Genomic DNA, 25834 nt, shown 5'->3' with positions numbered 1-25834 from the left:
GAGGTCGCCATGGCCGTCGGTGGGCGAGAACCCCATGAGACAGCGGAAGACGCTCGGAGCAGCCCGCCGGACCCGGTCGGACGCGCTCCTGCGGTCCGGCCGTTCCTGCTGACCGCGGGCCGGGTGTCGGGGGCGGACACGGCGGCCCCCCTCCCGATCGAGACCCAGATCGTGTCGACCTCCGCCGGACTCTCCGTCCTCGGCGCGCTCACCTTCGAACGCCACGACATCGTCGCCGCGTGCCGACAGCCGCAGTCGGTCGCGGAACTGGCCGCCCGCCTGCGACTGCACCTCAACGTGGTCCGGGTGCTCGCCGAGGATCTGTGTGCCGCGGGACACCTGGCGGTCCACGTGCCACACGCCAGGATCGCCCAGGACATCTCCGTACTGCGAAGGGTCATCAATGGTCTCCGTGCCGTCCCCGACTCCACGGGCACACTCCGCGACAGCGGCTGAGCAGGCGCGGCAACAGCCGCCGCTGCCCGTCAAGCTGGTCATCGCCGGCGGCTTCGGGGTCGGCAAGACCACCACCGTGGGCGCGATCTCCGAGATACGGCCCCTCACCACGGAAGCCGCCATCACCGAGGTCGCCGCAGGCGTCGACGACCTCACCCACACGCCCGACAAGACCACCACCACCGTCGCCATGGACTTCGGCTGCATCACCCTCGACCCGACTCTGAAGCTGTACCTGTTCGGAACTCCGGGCCAGGACCGCTTCGGCTTCATGTGGGACGACATCGTCGACGGCGCTCTGGGGGCCCTGGTCATCGTCGACACCCGCCGCCTCGACGACTGCTACGCCGCCGTCGACTACTTCGAGCACAGACGCATCCCCTTCGCCGTCGCCGTCAACGCCTTCGACGGAGAGATCGAGCACGACCTGGACGAGGTGAGGTGGGCACTGGACATCGCCGAGCACGTACCTCTGGTCGTCTTCGACGCCCGCAGGACCGGCTCCGTCCGAGACGCCCTCCTCGTCGTGCTCGACGTCGCCCTCTCCCGCGCCGAAGCGGCCACGACGACATGACGACGGCGCGGCTGCGGCCGAGGAGCACACCGACATCACGGCGGCGTTCGAATTGACACGGAAAGTAATAGATCGCGTACTAGGCGTAAGGGGTTCTTGCCGAGTGTCGCCGCTGCGGCGCGCTCTGCCCCTGCCCCGCCCCCTTCCTCCCTCTTCCTGGAGCCGCGATGACGGTGCAACCGCAGCAGATGGCCGACCAGACCGTTCTGGTGTACGCCAGCGATCCCGGAGAACCCCCCGGTGTCACGCCGGTACGCCACCCCGTGCCGCAACTGGAGACGCAGCCCTTTCCGACCGCCATCGCCCAGCCCGCCCCGCAGCCGGACAGCGCCGGGCCGGGCACTCCCGCGTTCCGCTACTGGGTGGCCGCCGACGCGCTCAGCAGCGGCAGCCGGATGTGGGGTGCGCTGGTTCCGTCGGGAACGCAGTGGGTGCCCTCGGTCGGACGCGTGCTCACCGCACACCTCGACGAGGGTGTCGACCTCAACGCCTTCTACACCCGCACGGGCCTCGAGTTCTTCCACCGGACCGTGGCGGGCGTGGAGGTCTTCTCGGCCCAGAGCCCCGAGATCGTGCGGCACGAGTTGGGCCACGCGGTGCTCGACGCCCTGCGCCCCCAGCTGTGGAACGCGGCGATGCACGAGGCCGACGGCGTGCACGAGGCATTCGGTGACATCAGCGCGCTGCTGACCGCCCTGCAGTTGGAGTCGCTGCGGGTCACCGTCCTGACCGAGACCCAGGGAAACCTGGAGCTGTCCTCGCAGCTGTCGAGGATGGCCGAACAACTGGGCTGGGCGATCCGCCAGCTCGAACGGGACGCGGTCGACCCCGACTGCCTGCGCAACATGTCCAACCACTTCTTCTACCGCGACCCGGTGGAATTGCCGCCGGACGGGCCCGCGAACACGCTGACCAGCGCGCCGCACTCGTTCTCCCGCGTGTTCAGCGGCGCGTTCCTGAAGGCCCTCGCCGGGATCTTCCGGCAGCAGCCCGCACAGGACCAGGCCGCCCTGGCGAGGGCAGGGGAGATCGCCGGTCAGCTGCTGGTGGACGCCATCGTGGCCGCCCCCGTGGTGTCCGCCTACTACGCGCAGCTCGCGGGGCACATGATCGCCGCCGACCAGCGTCGGTTCGGCGGCGCCCACGGCCGGGCCCTGCGCTCGGCCTTCGTCCGGCACGGGATCCTGTCCCTGGAAGCCGCCACGTCCCTCACCGCCGCCGAGGTGGCGCGCCGCGGCGCCGGTCTCGCCGAGGCGATGCCCGGCGGAAGCGACGACCAGGGCCTCACGACCGTCACCGTCCAGGGGATGGCGTACGGCATCAAGGGGCCGCTCGTCCTCAACGCGCCCGGAGAGGTGCGACGGTTCGGCATCGCCGGCTCCGATCCCGTCGGCGGCTCGCTGCGACCCGCCGATCCCGAGCAGGTCGCCACGTCCTACCTCGAGGACCTCTTGCGCCGCGGCCGAGTCGACGTACCCCAGGAGTACCGCTCCGACACGGCGGTCGTCGACGACAACCCCTCCCGGTTCACGACGCACGAGATCGCCCGCAGCGAGGCGGCCGAGGGCCTGGCCCTGGTCCGGCGCCGCTTCGCCTGACCAGTCGGCAGCGAGGCAAGTCGATAGGTCGGCAGGTCGACAGTCAGCCGCGGAAGCGCAGACGACGGACGGTGAGCCGTCCGTCGTCCTCGCGCCGGACGACGTGCGTCGTACCGGGCGTCGGCTCCTCGCCCTCGTACACCGCTTCTCCCCGCGCCAGCAGGTCACCGATGTACTTCTCCGCGGCCCGGCGCTCGGCGTCGTCGGCCGGGTTGCCCGCGTCCGGGTCCCGAGCGGGAGGGTTGTCGTGGTCGGCCCCCATGTCCTGGTTCATGCTCATATGTCAAACTCTATTCCGGTCGCGTTCGCGGCCCCGGTGAACTGACGCATGAAGGGCTCACACCGGGCGGCCAGGTCCTCGCCACGGTCGGGCAGGCGCGTGAGTTGGATCATGTCACCACCTCCCAGGCTGCCGGCGGCCAGGGCGAGTGCGGTCGCGGTCACGCCGCCGGCACGCGTCCGCGGGGGACTGAACACCGCCTCCACCGGTGCGCGCGCCAACCAGCGTGGCGCCCAGTTCCCGATGACCCGAGCGGTCGCGAGGAGCCCGCCCAAGGACACGGGAGCGTGCATCCTCCCCACGAGATCGACCGACATGCCGCCGAAGACAGCCACTCATGCTCCGCGCCCGAGCCCGCGCCCGCTCACGCGCTGCGGCGGGGCCGGGCGCCCCGTCAGGACTGGCCGTTGGCCGCGATGCCCAGGGCCGTCCGGGTGGCGGCGGGTTCGTACTCGGGGGCGATGTCCGCCAGGACACTCAGCGCGGTGCGTGCCAGATGACGGGCGACCACGCGTGCGGCTTCGGCCGGGTCGCTCTGGCTCAGTGCCTCCAGGAGCGCTTCGTGCTCGGCGTACGCCTTGCCCCAGGTAGCGGGCGCGCCCAGTTGAGCCAGGCGGATGTAACGCTCGCTGTGCTCGCCGAGCGACGCGAGCATGCGCTGCAGGTGGGGCCCCACCGCCTGGGTGGCGATGCCGTGGAACTCGTGGTGCGCCGCGTGCCACTCGTCCGGATGCTCGTCGACAGTCACGCCCTGCATCCGCTTCAGGGCGTCACTCATGCGCTCGATGTCCACAGCCGTGAACGACTTGGCCGTCATGCTGACGGCCAGCGTTTCGAGCATGATGCGAGCGCCGTAGACGGCATCCAGGTCCTCGGGGTCAACCGCCCGCACCCGCGCCCGCTGGTCGGGCCGCGCGTCGATGAGCCCCTCTTCCTGGAGCAGCCGGAACGCCTCGCGCATGGGGGTACGGCTGACGCCCAGTTTCCGGGCCATCTCGGCCTGGAGCAGCACCGACCCCGGAGGCAGCTCGCCGTTGAGGATCATGGCGCGCAGCCGGCCGTGCACATCGAGGGCCAGGCGGCGCCCGCCTGCGGCGGCCGCGGGGCTTCCGCCCGACGCCACGGATCGGGCCTGCCCCTCGTTCGGCTCGTCGACCGGCTGCTGGTCCTCGGGGGACTCGTTTCTGCTCCTGCTCACGCCGACAGTCTACCCAGGGTGTATGCAGACGAAGCGGCAGGCCGCCTCAACTACGCGACTGGGGCTTGTCCACGTGGCTGTCAGTGGGATTGGAGGAGGTGTGACTGTATCCACCTGTGGAGCCCTCGCCACCTTGGTCCCGAATCCATGGCGCGCGGTTGTTGTGCATGTCAGGCCTGTCCCACGGTCGGCTGGTGTGCGTTCGTGTCCGCCTCCTGCGGGCCGATCAGGGACGTGAGCGGGCCTACGGGTCGCCGGTCGGGGGTGAAGCGGCGACGCAGGTCGGCCACCGCCTCCATGCCGCGCGGGGTCACCTCGGGTGATGTCGCCAGGCCGACGGGCCCCAGGAGGCCGGGGAGCGCGGCCCGCACGACGGCCTCGGGCAGGCCCTGTCGCAGCAGGGCGGCCTCGATGCCCGGTTCGCCGGAGGCCAGCAGTTCCTCGGTGCTCCTGCGGCACACCTCGACATAGACCCGGGTGTGCCACGCGGTGGCGGTCTCTCGCGGGGCGACCACGACGTTGGTGATGAGGTCGGGTGCGACCTGGAGGTGGCCGCCTACGCGGGGGAACCCCTGCTCGGCGGCCAGGACGTCGAACGGCGGGTGCAGCGTGGTCCCGTCCACGGCGTCCGTCGGCAGGGCCCGGAACCTCTGCAACGTACCCCCGACGGGGACGAGTTGGCCGTCGTTCACCGGGGAGTCGGCGACGTCGGCGAGCACGGCGCGCAGCACGAACGCGAAGGCGCTGTGCGCGTTGTCGACCGCCCAGCGGTCCGTGGGCAGCGGTGCTCCGGGACGCCGGTGCACCGAAAGTTCGCCCATGCCCTCGGCCCGGACGGCCACCGGGTCCCGCTTCAGCAGGCCGCGCAGCAGATGGTCGGGAGAGGTGTGCATGAGGTCGAAGTCGTCGTCGTTCCAGCCGGCCAGCTGCTGGTCGGAGGAGACGACCGGCACCAGGTTCACTTCCAGCCCTGCCTGCCGGAAGTGTCCGCGGTGGAGGGCGTGGTGGAGGTGCACGGTGCCGGCACCGGGGAAGACGCCCACCGTCAGGTGTCGGGTGGACCCGCCGGGCGGGCGGAGTGCGCTCAGCGCGGGAGGCATGACGAGCCTTCCTGCATGGGGTGGTCCCCTTCTTCGTCCATGGGGTGGTTCCTTCGTGTCATGGGCCGACGCCGACGGTCAGGCGGGCTTCTCCTCCTGGTTGGTGATGAAGTCGGCCGGCACCTCGGGGCTCCAGATGGCGGCCGGGAGGTCCTCCCAGTCGTTCGGCTGCCAGTTCTCGGTGATGCAGTCCATGTCGCTGGAGTACTCGATCCAGCTGCCCCAGGGGTCCTGGATGTAGTGGAAGAGGTTCGAGCCGAGGGTGTGGCGGCCCAGGCCCCAGCCCTTCGCGTAACCCACGGAGGCCATGCCCTGCGCGCCCCTGGCGATCTGGTCGATGTCGGACACCATCCAGCTGGAGTGGTGGAGGCCGGGGTACTCCCCCGGGACGAAGCCGAAGACATGGTGGTCACCCGGCCCGGAGTTCATGAAAACGGGCCCGCCCACGATGCGGTCGGACAGGCGCAGTCCGAGCGTGCGGGTGTAGAAGGCCTCGGAGGCGCGCACGTCGGAGCTGAAGATCAGCATGTGGCCGAGACGCTGGGGGCGGGTCTGCTCCGTCGCGGTCAGCCAGCGGGCCCGGTCGATGCGACGGACCCGGTCGCCGACGTTGGCGTCCTGGGCGTCCGTGGTGCCGAACTCTCGCCAGGGGGCGATCCCCTCGTCCCGGAGGTTGACCAGGTTTCCTTCGTGGTCACGGAACCACAGACCCCCGGGCACCTCCTTCGGCGCGTCCAGCAGCTTCAGGCCCAGGCCCTCCAGATGGCGCTGCCAGTCGGGCAGCGAGTCCGGGTCCGCCGCGAACGCCACGTGGTGCAGCCGCTTGACCGGCCCCTCCGTCAGCACCGTCTGGTCCTGCTCCCGGCCGTCGCAGCGGATCACCACCGCGTTGCCGCGCTCCGCCGCCTGAAGCCCGAACGCGCCGTAGAAGTCCGCGCCCTTGTCGAGCGACGGGACCTGGAGTCCGTAGTGCAGGAGACCTTTGACACGCAACATGTGTACTCCTCATGGTTCCGGTGAATCCGCGTCCCACACGGTCACCGATTTAAGTGTGTACACCTAGCGCCTCCCAAGTCCAGAGCTCGCACGAACCTTTCCCGAGGAATGACCGTTCCGAATAGTAATGTCCACGCCATCCGATCAACTCCGGACCCCGTCATCACACCGGGAAGCAGCCCCTTCCTCTCTCAATGTGTATGCACTATGGTGCTGCTGCTTCAGAGAGCCGCTTTGCCGGAGGAAACATGACACCGCCTGAATGGTCGCTGGTGCAGTACCGGGTCGCCGACTCGGAGAAGGTCACCGTCGGTGCGTACACCGACGAAACCGTGGTCCCGGGCCCACCCGGGACCGAAGGCCTCACCCTGATGGAGGTGCTGGGCCGATGGGAGTCGCTCGCGCCACTCCTGCGTGACTGGACACCGACGGCCTCCGACGCCGTCGTCGGCGCCCGGCTCGCGCCGCCGCTGACGTACCCCGGCAAGGTGCTCTGCGCGGGCGCCAACTACTGGGACCACATCGCCGAGATGGGGTGCGAACGCCCCGCCGAGCTGGGAGATCCGTTCTTCTTCCTCAAGCCGCCGACGACGACGGTGACGGGACCGGGGGACGTGGTGCCGCTCCCCGCCTACCCGGGCGCACGCGTCGACTGGGAGGCCGAACTGGCCGTCGTCATCGGCCGCGGCGGTCGTGACCTCACGTCGGAGCGGGCCATGGACCACGTGGCCGGCTACCTGGTGGCCAACGACATCTCCGCCCGTGACCGGATCAGGTCCGACAGGCCGGTCGCCGAGCCGTTCACCTTCGACTGGGTCAGCCACAAGGGACAGGACGGCTTCTGCCCGCTCGGCCCCGGGCTGGTGCCCGCCTGGCAGATCACCGACCCCCAGAACCTGAGGATCCAGCTCAGCGTCAACGGCGTGCTGAAGCAGGACTCCTCCACCGCGCAGATGATGGTGAAGATCCCCGAGGTGATCGCGGCGGCCAGCCGCATCACCCGGCTGGAACCCGGAGACGTCATCCTCACGGGCACACCGGCGGGCTGCGGAGTTCCGCGCGGGGAGTTCCTGGCCGCCGGGGATGACATAGTCATCGACATCGACCGGATCGGTCGCCTGGAGAACACGGTGGTGGCGTCATGAGCAGCACCCCGACGGCTTCCGAGCTCGGCTGGCCGCAGGCGCTGCCGGTGCCCACCACCATGAAGGCCATGCTGTTCCGCCGGTTCGGACCGCCCGACGTCCTGGAACAGGCCATCGTGGACACCCCGCGCCCGGGCCCCGGAGAGGTCCTCGTCCAGGTCGCCGCGGTCGGCATCGGACGACTGCTCGACCTCACCGCCCGCGCGGGCAACCATCCCTACGCCACGATCGAGCCGCCCCACATCCTGGGCGCGGACCACGCGGGCACCGTCGCCGCCCTGGGCGAGGGCGTGGACTCCGTGCGGGTCGGCGATCGGGTGGCCGTCCTGCCCGGTGTCGCCTGCGGCACCTGTGCCTACTGCGCGGAAGGCCGCGAGGAGGTCTGCGACTCCCTGACCGTGATCGGCACCCATCGCCCCGGTGCCTACGCCCAGTACTGTGCCGTGCCGGCGCGCAACGTCCACAAGGTCCCGGACGGCATTCCGGCCGCGATGGCCGCCGCGCTCGCCCTCCTCGGCCCGGTCGCCGCCAACCAGATGACCCAGGCGGGACTGCGCCCCGGACACTGGGTCCTCGTCCAGGGCGCCTCGTCCGCCCTCGGTTCCACCACCGCCGCCTACGCCCAGCACCTCGGCGCGAAAATCATCTCGACCTCCCGCTCGCCCGAGAAGCGGGCCGCCATGGCCGCGGCGGGCGCCGACCTCGTGCTCGACACCAACGCCCCGGACCTGGTGGAGCGGGTCCGGGAGGCGACAGGAGGCCGCGGCGTCGACATCGCCGTCGACAACCTGGGCGACCCGGCCGTCTGGGACGCCACCCTCGACTCGCTGACCCGTGGCGGTGCCGTGGTGACCTCGGGCGCGTTCCTCGGTGGCCAGGTCAAGATCGACCTGCGCCGGGTGTACTCCGACTGCCACCGCATCATCGGGGTCCGCACCGGCAACCCGGCCGCGGTGGCGGAACTGTGGACACAGGTGGAGAACGGCTTCCGTGCCGTCGTGGACCGCACGTTCCCCATCGCCCGCGCCGCCGACGCCCACCGCTACATGGAGGAGGACAACAGCCTCGGGCGCGTGGCACTCAGTCTGCGCGCCGAGGACTGGGACGGGTAGCGGGCGCGGGGCCTCGCGGATCGGCCACGCCGAGCACGGGCACGGGCACGGGCACGGGCACGGGGAGCCGCATACCCGGAGGCCTGCCCGCCACTGCTCGCCGCCGCACGCGGGAGGGCGCCTGAACCGGACTCAGGTCCGGCAGGCGCCCTGGGGCACATCGGTCGCAGACCGCCGCCCCCTCTCCTACCGATAGGCGCCGGCCACCGCGGTTCATCGACTCGTCGCCGATCCGCGGGACCTGTTCCCCTCGCAATCGGCGGCGGGTGGCAGGTCCTGCTCCGTCCAGATGCACTTGCCGTCCTGGAGGTAGCGGGCGCCCCAGCGTCGGGACATCGCGGCGACGAGCTGCAGGCCGCGTCCGCCCTCGTCGGTGTGGCCGGCGTGGCGGATGCGGGGAGTGGTGAGGCTGCCGTCGTAGACCTCGCAGGTCAGGGAACGACTGCGCAGCAGGCGGAGCCGGATCGGGCCCTTGGCGTGCCGGACGACGTTGCCGATCAGTTCGCTCACCAGCAGTTCGGTGCTGAGCACGAGATCACCGAGCCCCCATGCGCCGAGCTGTTCCCTGATGTACTGCCGGGCCACGCCCGCTGCCCGGGGATCGTCGGGGAGGTCGAGGCAGGCGACGTCGTGGGCGGCCGTGCACCGGGCGTGCACGATGAGCAGACCGGCGTCGTCGGTCGTCTGCTCATGGTCCGGCAGCAGAGCCGACACGACCGAGTCGCACAACTCCTCCAGGCATCGGATGTCGCCGTCCTCGTCGGTGGCCTCGAAGCAGGCGGTCTCGGCCGTGGCCCGGGGCAGGATCTGCCGCAGCTGCGCCAGTCCCTGGTCGGTGTCCCGGGCGGCCGATTCGACGAGTCCGTCGGTGCACAGGACGAGCAGACTCTCGTCGGGCAGCTGCAACTCGTGCGTCTCGAAGGGCGGCTGCGCGGCGCCCAGCGGCGGGTCCGGGGCGACATCCGGACTGTGCACGGTGCCGTCGGGGTGGACGACGACCGGTGGAGGATGCCCGGCCAGGGAGTACGTACAGGTGCGGGCGACGGGGTCGAAGACGGCGTAGAGGCAGGTGGCGTAGAAGTCCTCGCCGAGGTCGGAGACCAGGTCGTTGAGGCGGCTGAACAGTTCGTCGGGCGGCATCTCCAGGTCGGCGAGGGTGCGTACGGCCGTGCGCAACCGGCCCATCGTGGCGGCCTCGGCGATGCCGTGACCCATGACGTCGCCGATCACCATGGCGACCCGGTCGGCGGACAGCGGGATCAGGTCGTACCAGTCGCCGCCCACCTCCTCGCCACGGCCGGCGGGCAGGTACCGGGCGGCGGCGCTGGCGGCGGGCAGACGCGGCAGCGTCCTGGGCAGCAGACCACGCTGCAATTCCCGGGCACGGTCGTGCTCCAGGTCGTACAGGCGGGCGCGCTCCAGCGACTGACCGACCAGACCGCTCAACGCCGTCAGCAGGGCGCGTTCCTCGTCGCTGAAGGACCTCGGCTCGCTGAAGGACACCACGCACAGGCCGATGGCACGACCGGAGGCGATCATGGGCAGGAACGCCACGGCCTGCTTCGGCGACACCTCGTTCACCCGCCGCATCGTCGGATAGCGCCGGGCGATCTCCGCCCTCGATTCCATGAACCGAGGAGTCCGGGTGCCCAGTACGTCGCGGATGGGGGCGTGGTCGGCCAGCGGCATCCCGTCGAGCAGGGCGAGGAAGTCCTGCGGGTATCCGGCGGAGCCGACGACACGCAGTCGGCCGCCCTCCAGGGTCTGGAAGACGAGCCCGTCGGCGCCGAAGGGAGGCAGGACGAACTGGGCGACGGCCTCGACCACGTCGTGCGAGGTGACGGCCTCGGCGAGCGCGGCGGTCAGCTCGCCCATGGGGACGGAGCGTTCCGGCCCGGTGACCGGCTCCGCGCCGGGCGAGGCGTGCGGCTCCGGACCGGGTGAGGCATGCGGCTCCGGACCGGGCGAGGTGTCCTGCTCCGCGCCGGGCCAGGTGTCCGGCCCGCCGCCGAGGCGCGCGGCGGTCCAGCCCGCCAACACGTTCAGCAGGGACCGCTGTGCCTCGTCCGGCTCACCGTGGCCCGTCGTGAGGACGGACAACACACCGACTGCTCCCTCGGCACCGGTGAGGGGTACGGCAGCCGTGCCGACCGCCCCGGTGCCCAGGCTGTCCCCGACGACGAAGACGAAACCACCCCGCCGAAGGGCCAGTGCGGGCGCTGCATCCCGATCGTCGGGCAGATCCGCCCACTCGGCCGCGCCGGCGCGGGCAAGTCCGCTGGCCGCGACCAGGCGCAGCCGACCCGCGGCCCGGTCGTGCCGGTGCACGAGGGCGCCCAGACCGGCCAGGCACGTCGTCGCCAGGGGGAGCAGGAGCGCAAGCGCCTCCGAGCCGCGTGCTCCGCCCCTCCAGAGGTCTTCGCCCGCGACCACCGGGGCGCCGGAGAATGGCGACTCGGGCTGCTCCGTGCGGCTCACGGGCCGGCCTTCTCAGCCGTCACCGTGCCTCCTGTCCCCCGAGTCGGTGCGGCGAGGGCTACGGTGGGGGCCGCTTCACCGAACAATCGGGCATATCAGAAGATTGACCGCAAGATTACCACCGCCGCTCGGATCGACCGCTCCCGAGCGCTTGCGAACGTGAGGCATTCCCGGTCCGCCGGGCGGGTCCGTCGACCGGCGACCAGGGCATCGACCCCGGACATCACCGCACCCCTCACATGCTCAATGTGCATACACAAGTAAACGTCGAGCCCCGCATAGACGGACATACTTCACCAACTTCCAGGACGTCTTGCCACACACCTCTTTACAGCCCCGTAATAGTGTGCACACTTAGCGTTCAAGGCAGGGTCGCAGGCGACGCAGACAGGCCATCGGCCTCATGGACGTCCGCGCGTCACAGCGCGCGTTCCCGCCGCCTTCCCGTGCGAGAGAGCCACCCCCGACCCAAACCCAGTGAGAGGAACTGCCATGCAGGAAGAGAGCCGCGGAGGAAGTGGCGACAAAGCCACCTGGCCTCCGGTGACCTTGCTGGTCCTCGCGATCTGCGGACTCGCCATCGTCGCCGACGGATACGACGTGGTCATCTACGGCGCCGTCATCCCGTCCCTGCTCCACGAACACGGGTGGGGTCTGACGCCCGCCGGAGCCGGTCTGATCGGTTCCTTCGCCCTGATCGGGATGCTCATCGGAGCCACCACCGTCGGTACGCTCACCGACATCCTGGGCCGCCGCAGGATGCTGATCGGCTGCCTGATCTGGTTCTCCGTGATGACGGGCCTGTGCGCGACCGCGACCTCCCCCGAGGCGTTCGGCGCCTTCCGGTTCCTCGCCGGCCTCGGCCTCGGCGGTGTACTGCCGACCGCCTCCGCCCTCAGCGGCGAATACTCACACCCCAAGGCCCGCAACCTGGTCTTCGCCATCATCTTCAGCGGCTTTCCCGTGGGCGGCATCATCGCCGCCTTCACCGGGATGTTCGTGATACCCCGCTTCGGCTGGCAGGCCATGTTCCTGCTCGGCCTGCTCCCCCTGGTCCTGATCGTGCCCGTGGCTCTGAAGTTCCTGCCGGAGTCCATCGCCTTCCTCCGGGCGAAGGGCAGGCACGCCGAGGCGGAGAGGACGGCCCGGCGCTGGAACGTCCCCGTCCGGGACACCCGCGAAGAGACATCGGCAACGGCGCAGGCGCCGACCGGAGCCGGCACGGACACCATGTCACCGGTGAAGGCCCTGCTCTCACGCGACTACATCGTGGCGACCCTGTGCTTCCTGGCCATGTCGTGCCTGTGCCTGTTCATGATCTACGGATACAACACCTGGCTCCCGGAGATCATGCGCAGGGCCGGCTACTCCTCCGGTTCGGCCCTCGGCTTCCTGCTGATGTTCAACCTCGGTGCCGTCGTCGGCCAGCTCCTGATCTCCCTGGCCGCCGACCGCCTCGGCTCGAAGCCGATCATCGTCACGACGTGCCTGCTGGCAGGCGTCGCCGTGATGCTTCTCAGCCTGCGGCTGCCGACGGCGGTGCTGTACGCGGCCGTCGCGCTCGGGGGTGTGGGTGCCATGGGGACGCAGACGTTCGTCCTCGCGTACGTCTCCAAGTACTACCCGGTGCGGATGGGCGCCACGGCGCTGGGCTGGGCGCTGGGCTTCGGCCGCCTCGGCTCGATGCTCGCCCCGCCGCTGCTCGGGGTCATCATCGGGGCGGGGCTGGCGTTCCAGTGGAACTTCTACGCCCTCGCGGTACCCGCCCTCATCGGTGCCGTACTGATCGGACTGGTTCCCCGGGCGCCCGGCGAGAAGGCCCCGGTGGAACAGGCGAGCACGGAGGGAAGCGTGCGCACCCTGCCGGAGCCGACCTGATCCGCACGACGAGACAGGGTTCGACGCCGACCGGCGCCCGGGACAGGGCCCTGGTCGGCGTCGGCCCGTTGTCCGGGCCACCGTGGCCGCGCTTCTCGTCGCCACCGCAACAGGCCTGCCGGTCAGTGAGGTTGACGATGGTGGCGGTCGCGCGGCCGGTGGTGCGATCGTCGGCGGCTCGGTTCCCACGCGCGGATTCGGTGTTGTCGTCGCCGCGAGCGAGTCGGCGCGTCGCGGCTACGGAGCCCCTTGGACCGCACCGAGGTGGTCGCCGTCCGGGGCCCGGCTCCGTGAGCGTCGGCCTGCGGGTCCGGGAATCCCGCGAGCACGCGGCACTGCCGGAAGCGCTGGTGCCCGTGGGACGCGCCAGTCCATGACCAGGCCGGCGAGTCCATGTCGGCGAGACCCTCGTACGGACGGACCGGGGAGCCACGCTCGCGGCCCTGGAGTTCGCCCGGGTCGCCGACGAGACACCAGCGTCTCCGCCGGCCGTCGTGGACGGTCGGCTCGGCCCCGAAAGGCTCCCGCCGCAGGCCGACCGCCCTTCATGACGGACCCCGAGGCGGGTCGCCGACGGGGCGGTCGTCGCCCATGCTGGAAGAGAGTCACGGCTCCCGTCCCGAGGCTGCCGCCTCTGCCGGCAGCCGGCGGAGGCGCCATGTGCGAGAGAGAAGGGAGGACGCCATGAAGGTCGGAGTGTTGACCGGTGGCGGCGACTGTCCCGGCCTCAACGCAGTGATCCGCAGCGTCGTCCGCAAGGGCGTTCAGGAGTACTCCTTCGACTTCGTCGGCCTCCGGGACGGCTGGCGCGGTGCACTGCAGGACGACGTCGTACCGCTGGAAATCTCCGACGTACGGGGAATCCTCCCGCGCGGAGGCACCATCCTGGGCTCGTCCCGTACCAACCCGTTGAAGCACGAGGACGGGGTCCGGCGCATCCAGGACACCCTCGCCGCGCACGAGGTGGACGCGCTCGTCGTCATCGGCGGCGAGGACACGCTCGGTGCGGCCACGGAGCTGAGCCGTCAGGGGATCAACCTCGTCGGCGTACCGAAGACCATCGACAACGACGTGGCCGGCACCGACTACACCTTCGGCTTCGACACGGCGGTCGGCATCGCGACGGAGGCCATCGACCGTCTCCACACCACCGCCGAGTCGCACATGCGCACCCTGGTGGTGGAGGTGATGGGGAGGCACTCCGGCTGGATCGCCCTGCACGCCGGTGTGGCGGGCGGTGCCAACGCGATCCTCGTCCCGGAGCGGCCGTTCGACATCGATGAGGTCTGTGAGTGGGTGAAGAGCCGGTTCAAGATCAGATACGCGCCGATCGTCGTCGCCGCCGAAGGGGCCATGCCCAAGGAAGGGCAGATGGTCCTCAAGGACCGGTCGCTGGACGAGTACGGTCACGTACGGCTGTCCGGCATCGGCGAGTGGCTGGCCCAGGAGATCGAGGGGCGGACCTCGACTGAGGCGCGTACCACCGTCCTCGGTCACATCCAGCGGGGAGGCACTCCGAGCGCCTTCGACCGCTGGCTCGCCACGCGTTTCGGGCTGCACGCGGTCGACGCGGTCAAGGACGGCGACTTCGGCACGATGACGGCCCTGCGCGGCACCGAGATCGTACGTGTTCCCCTCACCGAGGCCAGGAAGGGGACGAAGCTGGTGGATCCGTCGCTGTACGAGGAGTTCGAGGTGTTCTTCGGCTGATCCGCTGCCCTGTCGAGCACGTCCTGTCCGCCGTCACCCCGCGTGCGGTACGACCGCGACCGGGCACCGGGTGTGGTGCAGCACGGCGTGGGTCACCGGCCCCAGCCGGCCCTCGACCGCCTGCGGATCGCTACGGCGGCCCACGACCAGCAGATCCGTCCCATGGGCGGCGTTCAGCAGCGCCTGCGCCGGGTGCAGCAGGACGACATCGGTGCGGACGGTCACGCCGGGGTACCGGTCCCGCCACGGGCGCAGGCCGTCAGCCGCCCGCAGGACCTCCTGGTCCTCCCAGGTGGCTCGGTCCTCCTCGGTCACGAACAGCCTCTGCGGAGAGACGGACTCGGCCGGCAGAGCCCAGGCCTGCACCGCGTGCAGCTGCGCCTTTCGGGTCTCGGCTGCCGTGAACGCGAAGTCCGCCACCTCGCCGACGGGACGATGGGAGTCGAACCCCACCACGACCTGGGCCGGGCGAGCCGCCCCCTTCCCGGCCTCGAAGCCCCCGACCGGCCGCGGTGGCACCAGCACAACGGGGCAGGCGGCGGCCGCCGCCGTACGAAGAGCCACCGACCCGACCGCTAGGCCGTCGAAGCCGCCCGAGCCCCTCGTGCCGACCACGAGGAGCGCGGCATCGCGCGCCGCCGCCAGGAGCGCCGCAGACGGCGCCTCGGCGGTCTGCTCACCCAGCACCTTCAGGTCCGGACAACGGACTCCCAGATCGGTGGTCGCCCGCTGGAGCACCCGCTCCCCCACGCGGTGCAGCGTTTCCGCTGCGAGGTCCGGGACGACCTTGTCGGGAAGGGACGGGGATGCCTGCACGAGACGCAGGGGCACACCGCGCAGGACGGCTTCCCGCGCGGCCCAGCCGACCGCGGCCAGGCTGTGCTCGGATCCGTCGACACCCGCCAGCACAGGACGGCTCATCGCGTCCTCCTTCGCCCGCCGCGGCCGCGCGCGGGCCCGTCCCGCGCCGTCTCCACCGTCTTCCACTGTTCCAGACCGACCACCGGAGGGCCTGCCGGACCGGACCGGGCCCGGACCGGATCGGGCCGGGCCGGGCCGGGGCGGGGCGGGGCGGGCCGGGCCGGGCCGGGCCGGGGCGGGGCGAACCATCTGTCTACCGGGGCCAGGCGACGGCGGGACGGCCCTCCGGCGCGGTGACGTGGGTGCCCAGTTCGGCGCAGAGGCCGGTGAGGCGGTCGGTGATCCATACGCACTCGGCCTGGTCGGCGAGGCGGGTGTGGCAGCAGTCCAGGGCGATCGGGACGGCCTCGGTGCGCCGCACACCGCTCGCGTCGAGGGTGACGAGCCACAGCAGGCCCAGGTCGTTGCGGAGAGCCGGATGGACGGCGTAGTCGTCGATGAAGTCCCCCAGGTCGAAGAGGACCTGCCGGGTGAACCCGTGGAAGACGTGTGCGGAGTGGCCGAAGACCAGGTCGGCACCGGCGGCGGTGAGGACGGTGGCGGCGCGGCGCACGTGGGGAACGGGGCGGGTGGTCATGTTCGGGCCCCAGTGCACGCTGACCAGGACCAGGTCGGTCTCGCCGTGCAGGGTGCGGATGGCGTCGACAAGCCAGTCCGGCACTCCCTCGGTCCACAGGTCGGCGTGGGCCACCCCGGGCCGGTCGGTGGCCGCCGCGTACTCGGCGGGGTGGTCGGTGACCGCGAGGAGGCCGAGGCGCAGCCCTCCCGCCTCCATGATCAGCGGGGCGCGGGCCTCACCGGCCGTCGCTCCCGCCCCGGCCGTGCGGATGCCCGCGTGGCCGAGGAGGTCACGGGTGTCGAGGAGCGCGTCGGGGCCGTAGTCGAGGGCGTGGTTGTTGGCCAGGGACACCGCGTCCACGCCGAGACCGACCAGTACGTCGACGGCGTGGGGTGGGGCTCGGAAGAAGAACGGCTTGCCCGGCAGGTCCACGGGGGCACCCCGGTCGGAGACGCAGCATTCGAGGTTGAGCAGGAACAGGTCCGCGTCGGCCACCGCCCGGTGCACCGCCGGCGTGAAGAGCGGACGCGGCTTGTGGTGGGCCAGTACCTCGGCGACCCCGCGGCCCAGCATGGTGTCTCCGGCCAGCGCGATGGTGACGGCCATGGCTCTCGTGCCTCCCGCAGCGCGCGTCGGCGAGGGCCGAGAGCCGAACCCGGTGAGCCTCAACCCGGCCCGCGCCGACGTCCATCCTCTGATTGTCGCGTCCGCGCCGGGGCATCGGGAGGGCCGAAAGGACCTGGCCGGGCAGAGGGGCGGCACGCGGTGCCGTTCACCGGGCGGCGGACGCGGTCGATGCGTGGGGGGGGCGGTTCCCGTCTCCGGGGCCACGGTGCGCGGCGCCGACGCGTCAGTCCTCGTCCGGCTGCTCGACGTAGGGACGGCGGAAGACCGGGGCCTGGTCCGTCCCCCAGGGACGTACGGCGGCCAGCGCGTGGGAGACGGCGGATTCCAGCGGGCCGCTGGTGTCGACCGTGACGGCGTCGGGCCAGGGCGGTTCCCGGGCCGCGAGGGCGGTGGCGACGCCCAGGTCGGCGTCGGACGGTCCGGGGGAACGCGTGTTCAGGCGAGCCGCGGAGACCTCGTCCGGTGCCTGGCAGTGCAGGGCCACGAGATCGGAACTGGTGCGCTCGGCCACCCGCCGCGCCGCCGCGCGCAGCTCCGCGGTGGACCAGGTGGCGTCCAGGACCACGGGTTCGCCGCGCGACAGCAGGAGCGCCGCGCGGTCGAGGAGGGCGTCGTAGGTCCGGGCCGTCCACTCCGCGGTGTACAGCCCCTCCCCGAACGCGGCCGCCGCGGGCCTGTCCGGCGGGATGCCCGCCAGTTCCTTGCGGAGGCGGTCACTGCTGAGGAGGGTGACGCCCAGCCGGTCCGCCAGGGCGCCGGAGAGCGTGGACTTCCCGCTGCCGGGCAGCCCGCCGACGAGTGTCAGGCCGACGGCGGAGGTGCGTAGGTGGCGCAGGGTCGTCGTGATCAGCCGCCGTGCCGACGACCGGGCCCCAGGCGCTCCCTGGTCCGCCTGGACGAGGGACTCCTTGGCCCTGACGAACGCGCGATAGGCGACGTAGTGGTGCCACAGGGACGGCGGCGCGGGGTCGGCGGAGTACTCGCCGTAACGGGCGAGGAAGCGAGCCGCCGCTTCCGGAGCGCCGAGCTGTTCCAGGTCCATGGCGAGGAACGCGGCGTCGTCGAGCCCGTCCAGGTAGCGGAGGTGGTCGTCGAACTCCAGGCAGTCCAGGACGCGGGGACCGTCATCGAGGCAGAAGATGTCCTCGGCGAGCAGGTCGCCGTGGCCGTCCACCACCCGCCGTTGTTCGATGCGGGAGTCGAACAACGCCTCGCGTCCGCCGAGATACCGTCGCACCAGCCGTTCCGCCTCGGCCACACCCCCGGGCTCGGCACCGCCCTCGTCCGAGTCACGAACCTCCGCCGAAGCACCGCCCTCGGCCGAAGCACGGACCTGCGCGAAGCTCGCCTCCCAGCGCGACGCCAGCGCGTCGCGGGTGCCCTGCTCGTCCACGTCGCGGCCGTGGGGCGCCGCCGCGTGCCAGGCGGCGAGGCGCCGGGCCACGGCACGCAGGACCTCGTCGACGTCGGCTCCCGCGCGCACCAGCGCGGACAGGCGGCGGTCCGACGGCATGCGGCGCATCACCACGAGAGGTTCGGGAGGCTCGCCCGCGGGGCCGACGACTTCGCCGACGCCCAGGTAGACATCCGGTGCGAAGCGGCGGTTGAGGGCCACCTCGCGTGCGCAGGCCGCCCGACGGCCCGCCCGTTCCGTGTAGTCGAGGAAGCCCGGATCGACCGCCTTCTTGACCTTGTAGGCGCGATCGCCCGCGAAGAAGACGATCGCGGTGTGGGTCTCGGCCACCTCCGCGCGTGGCGACCGTTCCCCGGGGACGCCGGGCTCAGTCATGAGGGACGACGGCGACGGGGCAGCGTGCGTGATGGATGGCCGCGTGGGCCACATGGTCCAGATGGTGGTTCATGCCGTGCCGGTGCACACGCCGTCCGACGACCAGCAGCGCGGCGCCCTCGGCGGCGTGCACGACGGCCTTGGCGGGGCTCGCGAGACGGATGCTGTGCTCCGCCTCCACCTGCGGGTACTTCTCGCGCCAGGGCTTCAGCGCCTTGCTCAGCTCCTCCCGCGCCTCCCTCGTCAACTCCTCGGTGACGTCGTGGTCCACGCCCCAGGGCAGGCGCGCGTGCAGCGGCACGCTGCGGCCGCGCACGGCGAGGAGGGGGACGTCGCGGGCCGCGGCGCTGTGGAACGCGAAGTCGAGCAGTTCCTCGGCGGATCCGTGCGGCTCCAGTGCCACGACGACCTTGCCGGCCTGGGCGGGGGCCGGGTCACCCGTGGCCTCCCCCATGCGGACGAGGACCACGGGCCGCTCGGCCCGTGCCACGACCGGCAGGCTGACGTCGCCCATGAAATAGCTCTCGGCCGACCCCAGCCCCCGCGAACCGAGGACCAGCATCTCGGACTCCGAGGCGGCCCGGAGCAGAGCTTCCTGGGCGTCGTCCGCGATCAGGCTGCCGACGACGGTCAGACCCGGATGGCGTGCGCTCAGCTCTGCCTGCGCGGTGTGGACCAGGCGCCTGGCCCAGTAGTTCTGGTCGACTTCGGAAGGGGCGCGGACCGGTTCGGGTGCCAGCAGCGGCCACGCGTGCAGCAACCGCAGGGTGAGTCTGCGCTTCTCGGCCTCCTCGGCGGCCCAGCGGGCCGCGGCGAGGCTCGCGGGTGAACCGTCCAGGCCCACGGTGACGACAGGTTCCATGGCGCGGCCTCCGTCTCGTACGAAGCTGGATACGCCGGTGGATGACGGCGAACGCATCCGATGACCCCTGGCCCGGACTTCGTCGACATGCCGAGCGGCTGCTGCGTTCCCTTCTTCGACAACTACCGCAATACCCCCGGCCTCGCATGTGGACCAAGGTCCAGGCCGCGCAGTGCTCACCCTTCACGGCCGCGCTCCTCACGGCCGGACCCCTCAACGGCCTGACCCCTGACAACCGGAGTCGTCGGCCGGCCTCTCAAGGCCGGATTACCTCAGAACAGGGACATTCGGCCCTATGGCCCGAAGCCGTCGCCGTCCGACGCTGGGATCGACACCGGGGGAGCGACCAGCTTGCCGCTGGAGGCCGATCCATGACCGCACAAGGACCGCCGTGTACGCCGGGGCCGCCCTCCCCTCGCGACGAGCACCCGCCCAAGGGCGCGAACCCCCTGAGCCGTCCGTCCGACAGGTTCGAGGCGTGGCTGCGCCGTGTTCTGCTGGTCGTGCTCGTCCTCGGGCTGCCGGTGGCCGCGTACAGCGCGGGGACCAGTGTGTACGCGTCGTCGATGAAGGCCGTACGGGTCCAGACGGCGGAACGGCACGAGATCACCGCCCGGTTGGCAGAGGACCTGGATCCCGACAACGACGCGACGAAGCAGCTCGCCCGGGTCCGCTGGACCGACGAGGACGGCGCCGTGCGCACCGAAAACGCCCTGGTCAAGGCGGGGACGGACAAAGGGGCGGCGGTGCGCGTGTGGCTGGACCGCGAAGGAAACCCCACCACGCCTCCGATGAACTCGCTCAACGCGAAGGCCGGCGGCTGGCTGGCGGGCGGCATGGCTGCGTTCGGCGTGGCCCTCGGCTGCTACGCGGTCCGGTCGGGCACGCGTCTGCTGCTGGACCGGGGAAGGTACGCGCGGTGGGACGCCGAATGGGACCGGGTGGAGCCGCTGTGGTCTGCACGCTTCCGTCGGTGAACGTACGCGACCGGACCACGCAGGGCCCGGCGCGGCGCGGCGCCGTCGGGAGGAGGCACCGAGGATGTCGGACGCGACGACCACCGACACCGAGGAGGGCGTCCGGGTCGCGGCGCGTGTCCTGCGCGACCCGGACCTCGCGGCAGGGGCGCCCGGCTGTGCCGTACGGCTGGACAGCGGCGACCTCGGGGACCTGGCGGTCCGGGCACGGTCGATCCTCGACGACGCGGGCCTTCCGGGGTGCCGATCGTCGTCAGTGGTGGTCTCGACGAGTACGCCGTCGACGAACTGGTGCGCTCCGGGGCACCGATCGACACCTACGCCGTCGGCACTCGCGTCGGGGTGTCGGCGGACGCGCCGTATCTGGACTCCGCGTACAAAATGGTGGAGTACGACGGCCGCCCGGTGATGAAGCTGTCGTCCGCGAAGGTGACGGCCCCCGGCGCCAAACAGGTGTTCCGCCGACGAGGCTGCGCCGATGTGATCGGCCTCGCCGACGAAGAGCCACCGGACGGCGCCGTGGCGTTGCTGGAGACGGTGATGCGCAACGGGCGGCGCACGGGAAGGCCCGCCACGCTCGACGAGTGCCGGGCGAGGTGCGCCGACGACATCGCGGAGCTGCCGTCGTCGGCCCGACGGATCGGAGCGCCGGTCGCGCCGCGTGCCGCGTTCTCGGAGCGGCTGACCGGACTCACCGCACAGGTCCGGCACCGCGTCGAGACCAGGGTCGCGGCGCATCGGTCCGGGCCCGGATGAGGAGGAACGCGATGGCGCACACGTCGGAATGGAAGGTTCGTCTCCATCTCTTCGAGGACGACGAGGGAACGACCCAGGCCCATCTGGTGCTGGAGACCGGCGCCACGAAGATCGTCGGGCGCGGCGCGGCGCACCGTCATCCCGCGGACAGCGACGTGCCGGAGATCGGCGACGAGTTGGCGGCGGGCCGTGCCATGAACAACGTCGCCCGGCAGCTGATCAGGGCCGCCGAGCGTGACATCGAGGGCGTGGGAGCCGCCTGTCCGAGCAGACCCCAGGAAACCGGCTGGCCCCTGTGACGCCCCGAGGAGGGAACCGTCATGAGACGCCGACGGCGCCTAGCCGGTGGAACCGGAGCCGCCCGGTACGGACGCACGACGCGTCGAACTCTCCGGTTGAGCCCGGTCGTGCGGGCGCGAGGGCCGACGGCAAGGCCACCGTCGGCCCGGCCCCCCGCGGCCACGGGCCCCGGTTCACGGCATGAGACGCAGGACGACCCGGAGGAGAGCGCGGCACCATGGAAGCTCATCTCGGCGACCAACTCGTCATCGAAAGCACGATGTCCGGCGCCACTCGGCGGGACGGCGAGATCGTCGGACTCCACCACGAGGACGGAACACCGCCCTACGACGTGCGCTGGTCGGACACGAACGAGGTGACGCTCGTGTTCCCCGGCCCCGACGCCCACGTCAACCATCTCGAACACACCCCGCCCGGAACGGCCCACGGATCCTCCTCACGCACGGCGGACGACGGACCGGCCGCCGCCGAACAGGCGCCGTCGGCGCATCCCTTCGGTCCCGGTGACATCGGCCGACGCGTGATCACGGAGCGACACCGGCAGGGCCTCAGCCGCGAGGAGACGGCCCGGCGCGCCCGGATGTCGCCCGGCTACCTGGCGTACCTGGAGGAGTACCCCGCCGACCCGAGCAAGGCGGCCCTCATCAGCCTGGCCGACGCCCTGGGCACCACCGCCACCGCTCTGCGCGGAGGAGGCGTCGACCTGCCGCCCGGCTCGGGGCAGGCACCGCGGCATCCGCGTCTGAGGGACCTCGGCACGGACGAATGCCGCGCGTTGCTGTCCACGCACGGCGTGGGACGCGTGGCGGTGACCTCACCCGACGGCCACCCGGCGGTCGTCCCCGTCAACTACGAGGTCGTCGACGACACCATCGTCTTCCGGACCGCCCCCGACTCGCTGCTCGCGGCGGCCGTCGGAACGGAGGTCGCCTTCGAGGTCGACCACGTGGACGAGCCGATGGGCCAGGGCTGGAGCGTGCTCGCCGTCGGCCCCGCGAGCGTCGTCACGGAGGCCGACGCCGTGCGCCGCCTCACCGGGCAGGCACACGCGGCGCCCTGGCCCGGAGGCGCACGGGACATGTGGGTGTCGATCCGGACCGTGAGCCTGACCGGTCGTCGGATCACGACAGCCGACGAGTGACGCGGCACCGGACCGGCCGGGCGTTCCTGGAGCGTCGTCCACCGCGGACAGAGGATGCCGAAACGCCCCCGATGAACCGATCGACCGATCAACCGTCCTCCGTCGGGCCGGGGTCGGCGTCCGGGTCGCCGAGCCGGGCGTGCACGTCCACCACGCCCTCCACGGCGCGGGTCAGGCGCTCGGCGACCCAGCTCAGCGCGGGGTCCCGGACCTCTCCACGCAGGGTGACGACCCCGTCGTGCACGGACACATGGATCGTGTGGGTGAGCGCGGGGAAGAGGTAGGCCACCACCGTGCGCCGCACTTCCTCCTCGATGTCCTCGTCCGACCGCAGGAAGACCCTCAACAGGTCACCACGGCTGACGACGCCGAGCAGCCGTTCCTCGTCGTCGATCACCGGCAGGCGCTTGACCCGGTGCACCGCCATGATCCGGGCCGCCTGCCCCAGCGTGACGTCCGAGCGCACCACGACGGCGGGCGTGCTCATGACCTCCTCGGCGGTCGACGCGGCCGCCTTGGCGAGGTCCGACACGCGCTGGAGCTGCTCGGTCCGGGTGAGGTCACGGTCCCGGAACTCCTCCTTGGGCAGCAGGTCGGCCTCGGACACCACACCGACGACCCGACCGTCGCCCTCCACCACCGGCACGGCGCTGACCTGCCGCGCCGTCATGGCCCGCACGATCTCCTTGAACGGTGTGTCACGACGGACGGCCACCGCCGGGAAGGTCATCACATCGCTGACGATGTAGGGGGCGTCGGGCATGGGGCCACGGGTCCTCGGGAGCGGCGAGCAGCTTGCCATCACTGGCGGTCAGGTGCCTCGGAGGGCGTTCGACCGTACCTCTCCAGCATCACCGGGCCCTGGGAACGCCGCGACATGTGGCTGTTCACACGGTTCGTGCTCCCGCCGGTGTACTGGCGCGGCATGCTCACCGGCCGCCTCTGATCCCTCCGGCCGGACCCGGCCCGGGTTCGCCCCGTGCAGGTGCTCGATCCGCACACCATGGTCGCCCTGACGGAACTCGATGCCCTGTGCCCCGTCGCCGAGGAGGCCACCCGCCGCCTCGACAGCGCCCTGGCCGCGCTCGCCGAGGGCGACTCCTGGAGCTGACGCCACGGGACACCGCACAGGCGGCCTCGGTCTGCTCGTCGGTCAGTCGCACCTCGGGGCACCCGGCACGACACGATCCTCCGCGCGGCGCAGGACCCGCCGGGCGGAGCAACCGCTGGGCGGCGTGCTCGCCCTCGCCCTCCGAGGAGCGGGGTTGCCTGTTCCAGGCGTGTACTGGACGAAGGGCGCGCCCTCGGCGGGCGGCCTCGCGCGCCGCCCACTCCGCGGCGGCCGGGCTCTGCGCGGATCCATCCACACCCGCGACCACAGGCGGAAGCATGACGTGTCCCTCCCCTTTTCGGACCACCGGTCACCGTCGGCCGGTGCCGGTCGACTCGTCAGGGCGGGCGTCGTGCAGACCTGGCCCCACGGGGGCGAGGGCCCTCGGGACCGGGCGGGCCCGACGAGGGACGCCCGGCCCGCCCATGTACCCGTACAGGCCCTGGGAGCGGGGCTCCGTCCGTCCGAGGCTGGGAGCGAGGAGCCGTCCGGCACCACCGGGGGACCTCACCGAGGTCCGTCCGCTCCAGGGCTCCTGTTGTCCCGTGCAGGGCCGGGGCCCGGCAGTGATCCGCACGTGCCCCGGGGGGACCGAGAACCGCTGGGAAAGGACCGAGAACCATGGCATCGGAAACAGTCCCGCCGAGTGTGAGCCCCGTCCAGCCGGTCCGGCTGACCGCGACCTGTGATCCACAGTTGTCCCGCTGGCTGTGGCTGGTGAAGTGGCTGCTCGCGCTCCCCCACTACGTCGTCCTGGTCTTCCTGTGGGTGGCGTTCGTGCTGGTGGGCGTGGTGGCGTTCTTCGCGATCCTGTTCACCGGCCGCTATCCACGCCCTCTGTTCGACTTCACCACCGGAGTGCTGCGCTGGAGCTGGCGGGTGGCCTACTACTCGTACGGCGCCCTCGGCACCGACCGCTACCCGCCCTTCACGCTCGCCGAGGTACCGGACTACCCGGCACACCTGGACGTGGCGTACCCCGAGCAGTTGTCCCGAGGGCTGGTCCTGGTGAAGTGGTGGCTCCTGGCCATCCCCCACTACATGGTGCTCGGGATCATCGCGGGCGGCGTCCAGGTCGCCTGGACCTCGGGAGGGCTGATCGCGCTCCTGACGTTCTTCGCCGGGGTCGCCCTGCTCTTCACCGGCGTCTATCCGCGCGGCATCTTCGATCTGGTGATCGGCCTCGACCGGTGGGTGCTGCGGGTCGCCGCGTACACGTCGCTGCTCACGGACGTCTACCCACCGTTCCGGCTCGACCAGGGCGGCAGGGAGCCGGAGAGGCTGCCATGACCCCCGGGCCCGTCGTCCGTACCCGAAGGAGGCCCCGATGCCTGACTCGCCGTACACCGTGAGCGACGTGATGACCCATACGGTCGTCGCCGTGGGGCGCGACGCACCCTTTAAGGAGATCGTCCAGCTGTTCGATCAGTGGAAGGTCAGTGCCCTGCCCGTGCTGGAGGGCGAGGGCCGGGTCGTGGGGGTGGTCTCGGAGGCCGACCTGCTGCACAAGGAGGAGTTCCGGGACGCCGACGACACCTCCGGCGACTTCGCGGCCCGTCTCAAGGCGGGCGCGGTGACCGCCGGCGAGCTGATGAACGCGCCGGCCGTCTCCGTCCACCCCGACGCCACGCTGGCCGAGGCCGCCCGCGTCATGGCGCGCCGGAAGGTCAAGAGGCTCCCGGTGGTCGACGCGCTCGGGATGCTTCAGGGCGTGGTCAGCCGAGGTGACCTGCTCAAGGTGTTCCTGCGCCCCGACGAGGAGATCGCGGAGGAGGTGCGCGGCTCCGTGCTCGCGTCGCTCCCGGCCACGGAGGCGATCACGGTGACCGTCGATGAGGGCGTGGTGACACTGGGCGGTTCGCTGCCCGATCGGGGACTCGTACCGGTCCTGACCCGGTCCGCGCGGGCGGTCGAGGGGGTCGTCGACATCCGTCTCGACCTCTCGCACCGCTGACGGCGGCATCGCCTCGGACAGCCGCCCGCTGCGTCACCTCGTCCGGACGCTCACACGGGTCGAGGGCCGCGCGGGTGGCGGCGCGGGCGGGACGGAAGGCCGGGCCGCGTGGCCGGGGGAGCGCGGGAGTGGGCAGTTCGGGAGCAGGGACTTCGTACGACACGGACATCGTTTCGCCGTTCCCCGGAGGCCCGTCCAGCGATCGGAGCCGCGTCGGACGGGGCCAGGAGGCCGGCTCTTGACGCGTGCGCGAGCACCTGGCCGGGGTGCTGATCGCGGGGGTGCCGGCAGGCGGCAGGGCGCTGGAGACGG

Annotated in this window: 24 protein-coding genes and 2 pseudogenes; 14 read left to right on the top strand and 12 right to left on the bottom strand. The window is 71.7% G+C overall.

Translation table 11 applies throughout. The features are described 5' to 3' along the window. Positions 1-9 precede the first annotated feature (9 nt). The 3 genes from RM704_RS01570 to RM704_RS01560 all read left to right on the top strand — a co-directional run bounded on the left by RM704_RS01570 (position 10) and on the right by RM704_RS01560 (position 2628). Positions 10-456 carry a DUF742 domain-containing protein gene (locus RM704_RS01570; protein WP_033527722.1) on the top strand — a complete coding sequence of 149 codons (447 nt, stop codon included), beginning with the start codon at positions 10-12 and terminating at the stop codon, positions 454-456. Further along, positions 404-1030 (top strand): GTP-binding protein, encoded by a 627-nt coding sequence (locus RM704_RS01565; RefSeq protein WP_033527723.1) that lies wholly within the window; start codon positions 404-406, stop codon positions 1028-1030. The genes RM704_RS01570 and RM704_RS01565 overlap by 53 nt, the downstream gene beginning before the upstream one ends. Before the next feature lie 167 nt (positions 1031-1197). Continuing rightward, positions 1198-2628: a hypothetical protein gene (locus tag RM704_RS01560; protein WP_311588846.1), complete on the top strand. Its 1431-nt coding sequence runs from the start codon at positions 1198-1200 to the stop codon at positions 2626-2628. A gap of 43 nt (positions 2629-2671) precedes the next feature. Here the strand turns inward: RM704_RS01560 and RM704_RS01555 are convergent, their stop codons facing one another. From RM704_RS01555 to RM704_RS01535, 5 genes are all read right to left on the bottom strand, one after another. Then, on the bottom strand, positions 2672-2908 hold the full coding sequence (locus tag RM704_RS01555) for a hypothetical protein (RefSeq protein ID WP_311588845.1): 237 nt from the start codon (positions 2906-2908) through the stop codon (positions 2672-2674). Then, the gene (locus tag RM704_RS01550; RefSeq protein WP_033527725.1) at positions 2905-3243 is read right to left on the bottom strand and encodes a hypothetical protein; all 339 of its coding nucleotides are present in this window, start codon (positions 3241-3243) and stop codon (positions 2905-2907) included. The genes RM704_RS01555 and RM704_RS01550 overlap by 4 nt, the downstream gene beginning before the upstream one ends. Positions 3244-3302: 59 nt before the next feature. Continuing rightward, positions 3303-4106 carry a GntR family transcriptional regulator gene (locus RM704_RS01545; RefSeq protein ID WP_078937146.1) on the bottom strand — a complete coding sequence of 268 codons (804 nt, stop codon included), beginning with the start codon at positions 4104-4106 and terminating at the stop codon, positions 3303-3305. A gap of 170 nt (positions 4107-4276) precedes the next feature. Beyond that, complete coding sequence (locus RM704_RS01540; RefSeq protein WP_033527726.1) at positions 4277-5206, bottom strand: ABC transporter substrate-binding protein; 930 nt, start codon at positions 5204-5206, stop codon at positions 4277-4279. A 78-nt stretch (positions 5207-5284) separates the two neighbouring features. After that, the gene (locus RM704_RS01535) at positions 5285-6202 is read right to left on the bottom strand and encodes a VOC family protein (RefSeq protein WP_033527727.1); all 918 of its coding nucleotides are present in this window, start codon (positions 6200-6202) and stop codon (positions 5285-5287) included. Between the two features lie 248 nt (positions 6203-6450). On the opposite strand from RM704_RS01535, the gene RM704_RS01530 reads away from it, so the two are divergent. Continuing rightward, positions 6451-7347, top strand: a complete 897-nt coding sequence (locus tag RM704_RS01530; protein ID WP_033527728.1) for a fumarylacetoacetate hydrolase family protein — start codon at positions 6451-6453, stop codon at positions 7345-7347. Continuing rightward, positions 7344-8459: an alcohol dehydrogenase catalytic domain-containing protein gene (locus tag RM704_RS01525; RefSeq protein WP_033527729.1), complete on the top strand. Its 1116-nt coding sequence runs from the start codon at positions 7344-7346 to the stop codon at positions 8457-8459. Before RM704_RS01530 ends, RM704_RS01525 begins: the two co-directional genes overlap by 4 nt. Before the next feature lie 213 nt (positions 8460-8672). On the opposite strand, the gene RM704_RS01520 is transcribed toward RM704_RS01525, so the two are convergent. After that, positions 8673-10937, bottom strand: a complete 2265-nt coding sequence (locus RM704_RS01520; protein WP_311588840.1) for a SpoIIE family protein phosphatase — start codon at positions 10935-10937, stop codon at positions 8673-8675. Positions 10938-11429: 492 nt separating this feature from the next. On the opposite strand from RM704_RS01520, the gene RM704_RS01515 reads away from it, so the two are divergent. Together RM704_RS01515 and RM704_RS01510 are read left to right on the top strand one after the other, a co-directional pair. Continuing rightward, a complete protein-coding gene (locus tag RM704_RS01515; RefSeq protein WP_078937147.1) occupies positions 11430-12815 on the top strand; it encodes an MFS transporter in 1386 nt (461 codons plus the stop codon). A 684-nt stretch (positions 12816-13499) separates the two neighbouring features. Next, complete coding sequence (locus RM704_RS01510; RefSeq protein ID WP_033527731.1) at positions 13500-14525, top strand: 6-phosphofructokinase; 1026 nt, start codon at positions 13500-13502, stop codon at positions 14523-14525. A 33-nt stretch (positions 14526-14558) separates the two neighbouring features. Here RM704_RS01510 and RM704_RS01505 read toward each other — a convergent pair whose 3' ends face one another. From RM704_RS01505 to RM704_RS01490, 4 genes are all read right to left on the bottom strand, one after another. Beyond that, positions 14559-15446, bottom strand: a complete 888-nt coding sequence (locus RM704_RS01505; protein WP_033527792.1) for a universal stress protein — start codon at positions 15444-15446, stop codon at positions 14559-14561. Between the two features lie 193 nt (positions 15447-15639). Then, positions 15640-16611 (bottom strand): CapA family protein, encoded by a 972-nt coding sequence (locus RM704_RS01500; RefSeq protein WP_311588833.1) that lies wholly within the window; start codon positions 16609-16611, stop codon positions 15640-15642. Positions 16612-16855: 244 nt separating this feature from the next. Next, positions 16856-18421 (bottom strand): bifunctional aminoglycoside phosphotransferase/ATP-binding protein, encoded by a 1566-nt coding sequence (locus RM704_RS01495; RefSeq protein WP_311588832.1) that lies wholly within the window; start codon positions 18419-18421, stop codon positions 16856-16858. Next, the gene (locus RM704_RS01490) at positions 18414-19283 is read right to left on the bottom strand and encodes a universal stress protein (protein WP_033527733.1); all 870 of its coding nucleotides are present in this window, start codon (positions 19281-19283) and stop codon (positions 18414-18416) included. Before RM704_RS01490 ends, RM704_RS01495 begins: the two co-directional genes overlap by 8 nt. 371 nt (positions 19284-19654) lie before the next feature. Here RM704_RS01490 and RM704_RS01485 point away from each other — a divergent pair, with 371 nt between their 5' ends. From RM704_RS01485 to RM704_RS01470, 4 genes and pseudogenes are all read left to right on the top strand, one after another. Continuing rightward, positions 19655-20260: an Rv1733c family protein gene (locus RM704_RS01485; protein WP_033527734.1), complete on the top strand. Its 606-nt coding sequence runs from the start codon at positions 19655-19657 to the stop codon at positions 20258-20260. Positions 20261-20339: 79 nt separating this feature from the next. Beyond that, a pseudogene (locus tag RM704_RS01480) lies at positions 20340-21016 on the top strand (beta/alpha barrel domain-containing protein); the annotation flags it as partial. Between the two features lie 11 nt (positions 21017-21027). Further along, positions 21028-21315, top strand: coding sequence for a DUF1876 domain-containing protein (locus tag RM704_RS01475; RefSeq protein WP_033527735.1), 288 nt, complete (start codon positions 21028-21030; stop codon positions 21313-21315). Between the two features lie 218 nt (positions 21316-21533). Continuing rightward, positions 21534-22457, top strand: coding sequence for a DUF1918 domain-containing protein (locus tag RM704_RS01470; protein ID WP_033527736.1), 924 nt, complete (start codon positions 21534-21536; stop codon positions 22455-22457). A gap of 88 nt (positions 22458-22545) precedes the next feature. Here the strand turns inward: RM704_RS01470 and RM704_RS01465 are convergent, their stop codons facing one another. Next, a complete protein-coding gene (locus RM704_RS01465) occupies positions 22546-23220 on the bottom strand; it encodes a CBS domain-containing protein (protein WP_192829669.1) in 675 nt (224 codons plus the stop codon). Positions 23221-23436: 216 nt separating this feature from the next. Here RM704_RS01465 and RM704_RS01460 point away from each other — a divergent pair, with 216 nt between their 5' ends. Further along, positions 23437-23568 carry a hypothetical protein gene (locus RM704_RS01460; RefSeq protein ID WP_438828883.1) on the top strand — a complete coding sequence of 44 codons (132 nt, stop codon included), beginning with the start codon at positions 23437-23439 and terminating at the stop codon, positions 23566-23568. Between the two features lie 121 nt (positions 23569-23689). Here the strand turns inward: RM704_RS01460 and RM704_RS01455 are convergent. After that, positions 23690-23848, bottom strand: a pseudogene (locus RM704_RS01455) (universal stress protein); the annotation flags it as partial. Between the two features lie 341 nt (positions 23849-24189). On the opposite strand from RM704_RS01455, the gene RM704_RS01450 reads away from it, so the two are divergent. Then, positions 24190-24858: a DUF4389 domain-containing protein gene (locus tag RM704_RS01450; RefSeq protein ID WP_033527737.1), complete on the top strand. Its 669-nt coding sequence runs from the start codon at positions 24190-24192 to the stop codon at positions 24856-24858. Positions 24859-24895: 37 nt separating this feature from the next. After that, entirely contained in the window at positions 24896-25522 is a 627-nt protein-coding gene (locus RM704_RS01445) for a CBS domain-containing protein (RefSeq protein WP_033527738.1), read from the top strand. The last annotated feature ends 312 nt before the right edge of the window (positions 25523-25834 follow it).

Source organism: Streptomyces gottesmaniae, from assembly GCF_031845845.1.
GTDB classification, from domain to species: domain Bacteria; phylum Actinomycetota; class Actinomycetes; order Streptomycetales; family Streptomycetaceae; genus Streptomyces; species Streptomyces akebiae.
Note: the sequence above shows the minus strand (reverse complement) of the source record. Positions and strands in the feature narration are given on the sequence as shown.

Coding starts and splice junctions, on each gene's coding strand:
- RM704_RS01570 (WP_033527722.1), top strand. CDS start 10: ATGGCCGTCGGTGGGCGAGAACCCCATGAGACAGCGGAAGACGCTCGG.
- RM704_RS01565 (WP_033527723.1), top strand. CDS start 404: ATGGTCTCCGTGCCGTCCCCGACTCCACGGGCACACTCCGCGACAGCG.
- RM704_RS01560 (WP_311588846.1), top strand. CDS start 1,198: ATGACGGTGCAACCGCAGCAGATGGCCGACCAGACCGTTCTGGTGTAC.
- RM704_RS01555 (WP_311588845.1), bottom strand. CDS start 2,908: ATGAGCATGAACCAGGACATGGGGGCCGACCACGACAACCCTCCCGCT.
- RM704_RS01540 (WP_033527726.1), bottom strand. CDS start 5,206: ATGCCTCCCGCGCTGAGCGCACTCCGCCCGCCCGGCGGGTCCACCCGA.
- RM704_RS01535 (WP_033527727.1), bottom strand. CDS start 6,202: ATGTTGCGTGTCAAAGGTCTCCTGCACTACGGACTCCAGGTCCCGTCG.
- RM704_RS01530 (WP_033527728.1), top strand. CDS start 6,451: ATGACACCGCCTGAATGGTCGCTGGTGCAGTACCGGGTCGCCGACTCG.
- RM704_RS01525 (WP_033527729.1), top strand. CDS start 7,344: ATGAGCAGCACCCCGACGGCTTCCGAGCTCGGCTGGCCGCAGGCGCTG.
- RM704_RS01515 (WP_078937147.1), top strand. CDS start 11,430: ATGCAGGAAGAGAGCCGCGGAGGAAGTGGCGACAAAGCCACCTGGCCT.
- RM704_RS01510 (WP_033527731.1), top strand. CDS start 13,500: ATGAAGGTCGGAGTGTTGACCGGTGGCGGCGACTGTCCCGGCCTCAAC.
- RM704_RS01505 (WP_033527792.1), bottom strand. CDS start 15,446: ATGAGCCGTCCTGTGCTGGCGGGTGTCGACGGATCCGAGCACAGCCTG.
- RM704_RS01500 (WP_311588833.1), bottom strand. CDS start 16,611: ATGGCCGTCACCATCGCGCTGGCCGGAGACACCATGCTGGGCCGCGGG.
- RM704_RS01495 (WP_311588832.1), bottom strand. CDS start 18,421: ATGACTGAGCCCGGCGTCCCCGGGGAACGGTCGCCACGCGCGGAGGTG.
- RM704_RS01490 (WP_033527733.1), bottom strand. CDS start 19,283: ATGGAACCTGTCGTCACCGTGGGCCTGGACGGTTCACCCGCGAGCCTC.
- RM704_RS01485 (WP_033527734.1), top strand. CDS start 19,655: ATGACCGCACAAGGACCGCCGTGTACGCCGGGGCCGCCCTCCCCTCGC.
- RM704_RS01475 (WP_033527735.1), top strand. CDS start 21,028: ATGGCGCACACGTCGGAATGGAAGGTTCGTCTCCATCTCTTCGAGGAC.
- RM704_RS01470 (WP_033527736.1), top strand. CDS start 21,534: ATGGAAGCTCATCTCGGCGACCAACTCGTCATCGAAAGCACGATGTCC.
- RM704_RS01465 (WP_192829669.1), bottom strand. CDS start 23,220: ATGCCCGACGCCCCCTACATCGTCAGCGATGTGATGACCTTCCCGGCG.
- RM704_RS01450 (WP_033527737.1), top strand. CDS start 24,190: ATGGCATCGGAAACAGTCCCGCCGAGTGTGAGCCCCGTCCAGCCGGTC.
- RM704_RS01445 (WP_033527738.1), top strand. CDS start 24,896: ATGCCTGACTCGCCGTACACCGTGAGCGACGTGATGACCCATACGGTC.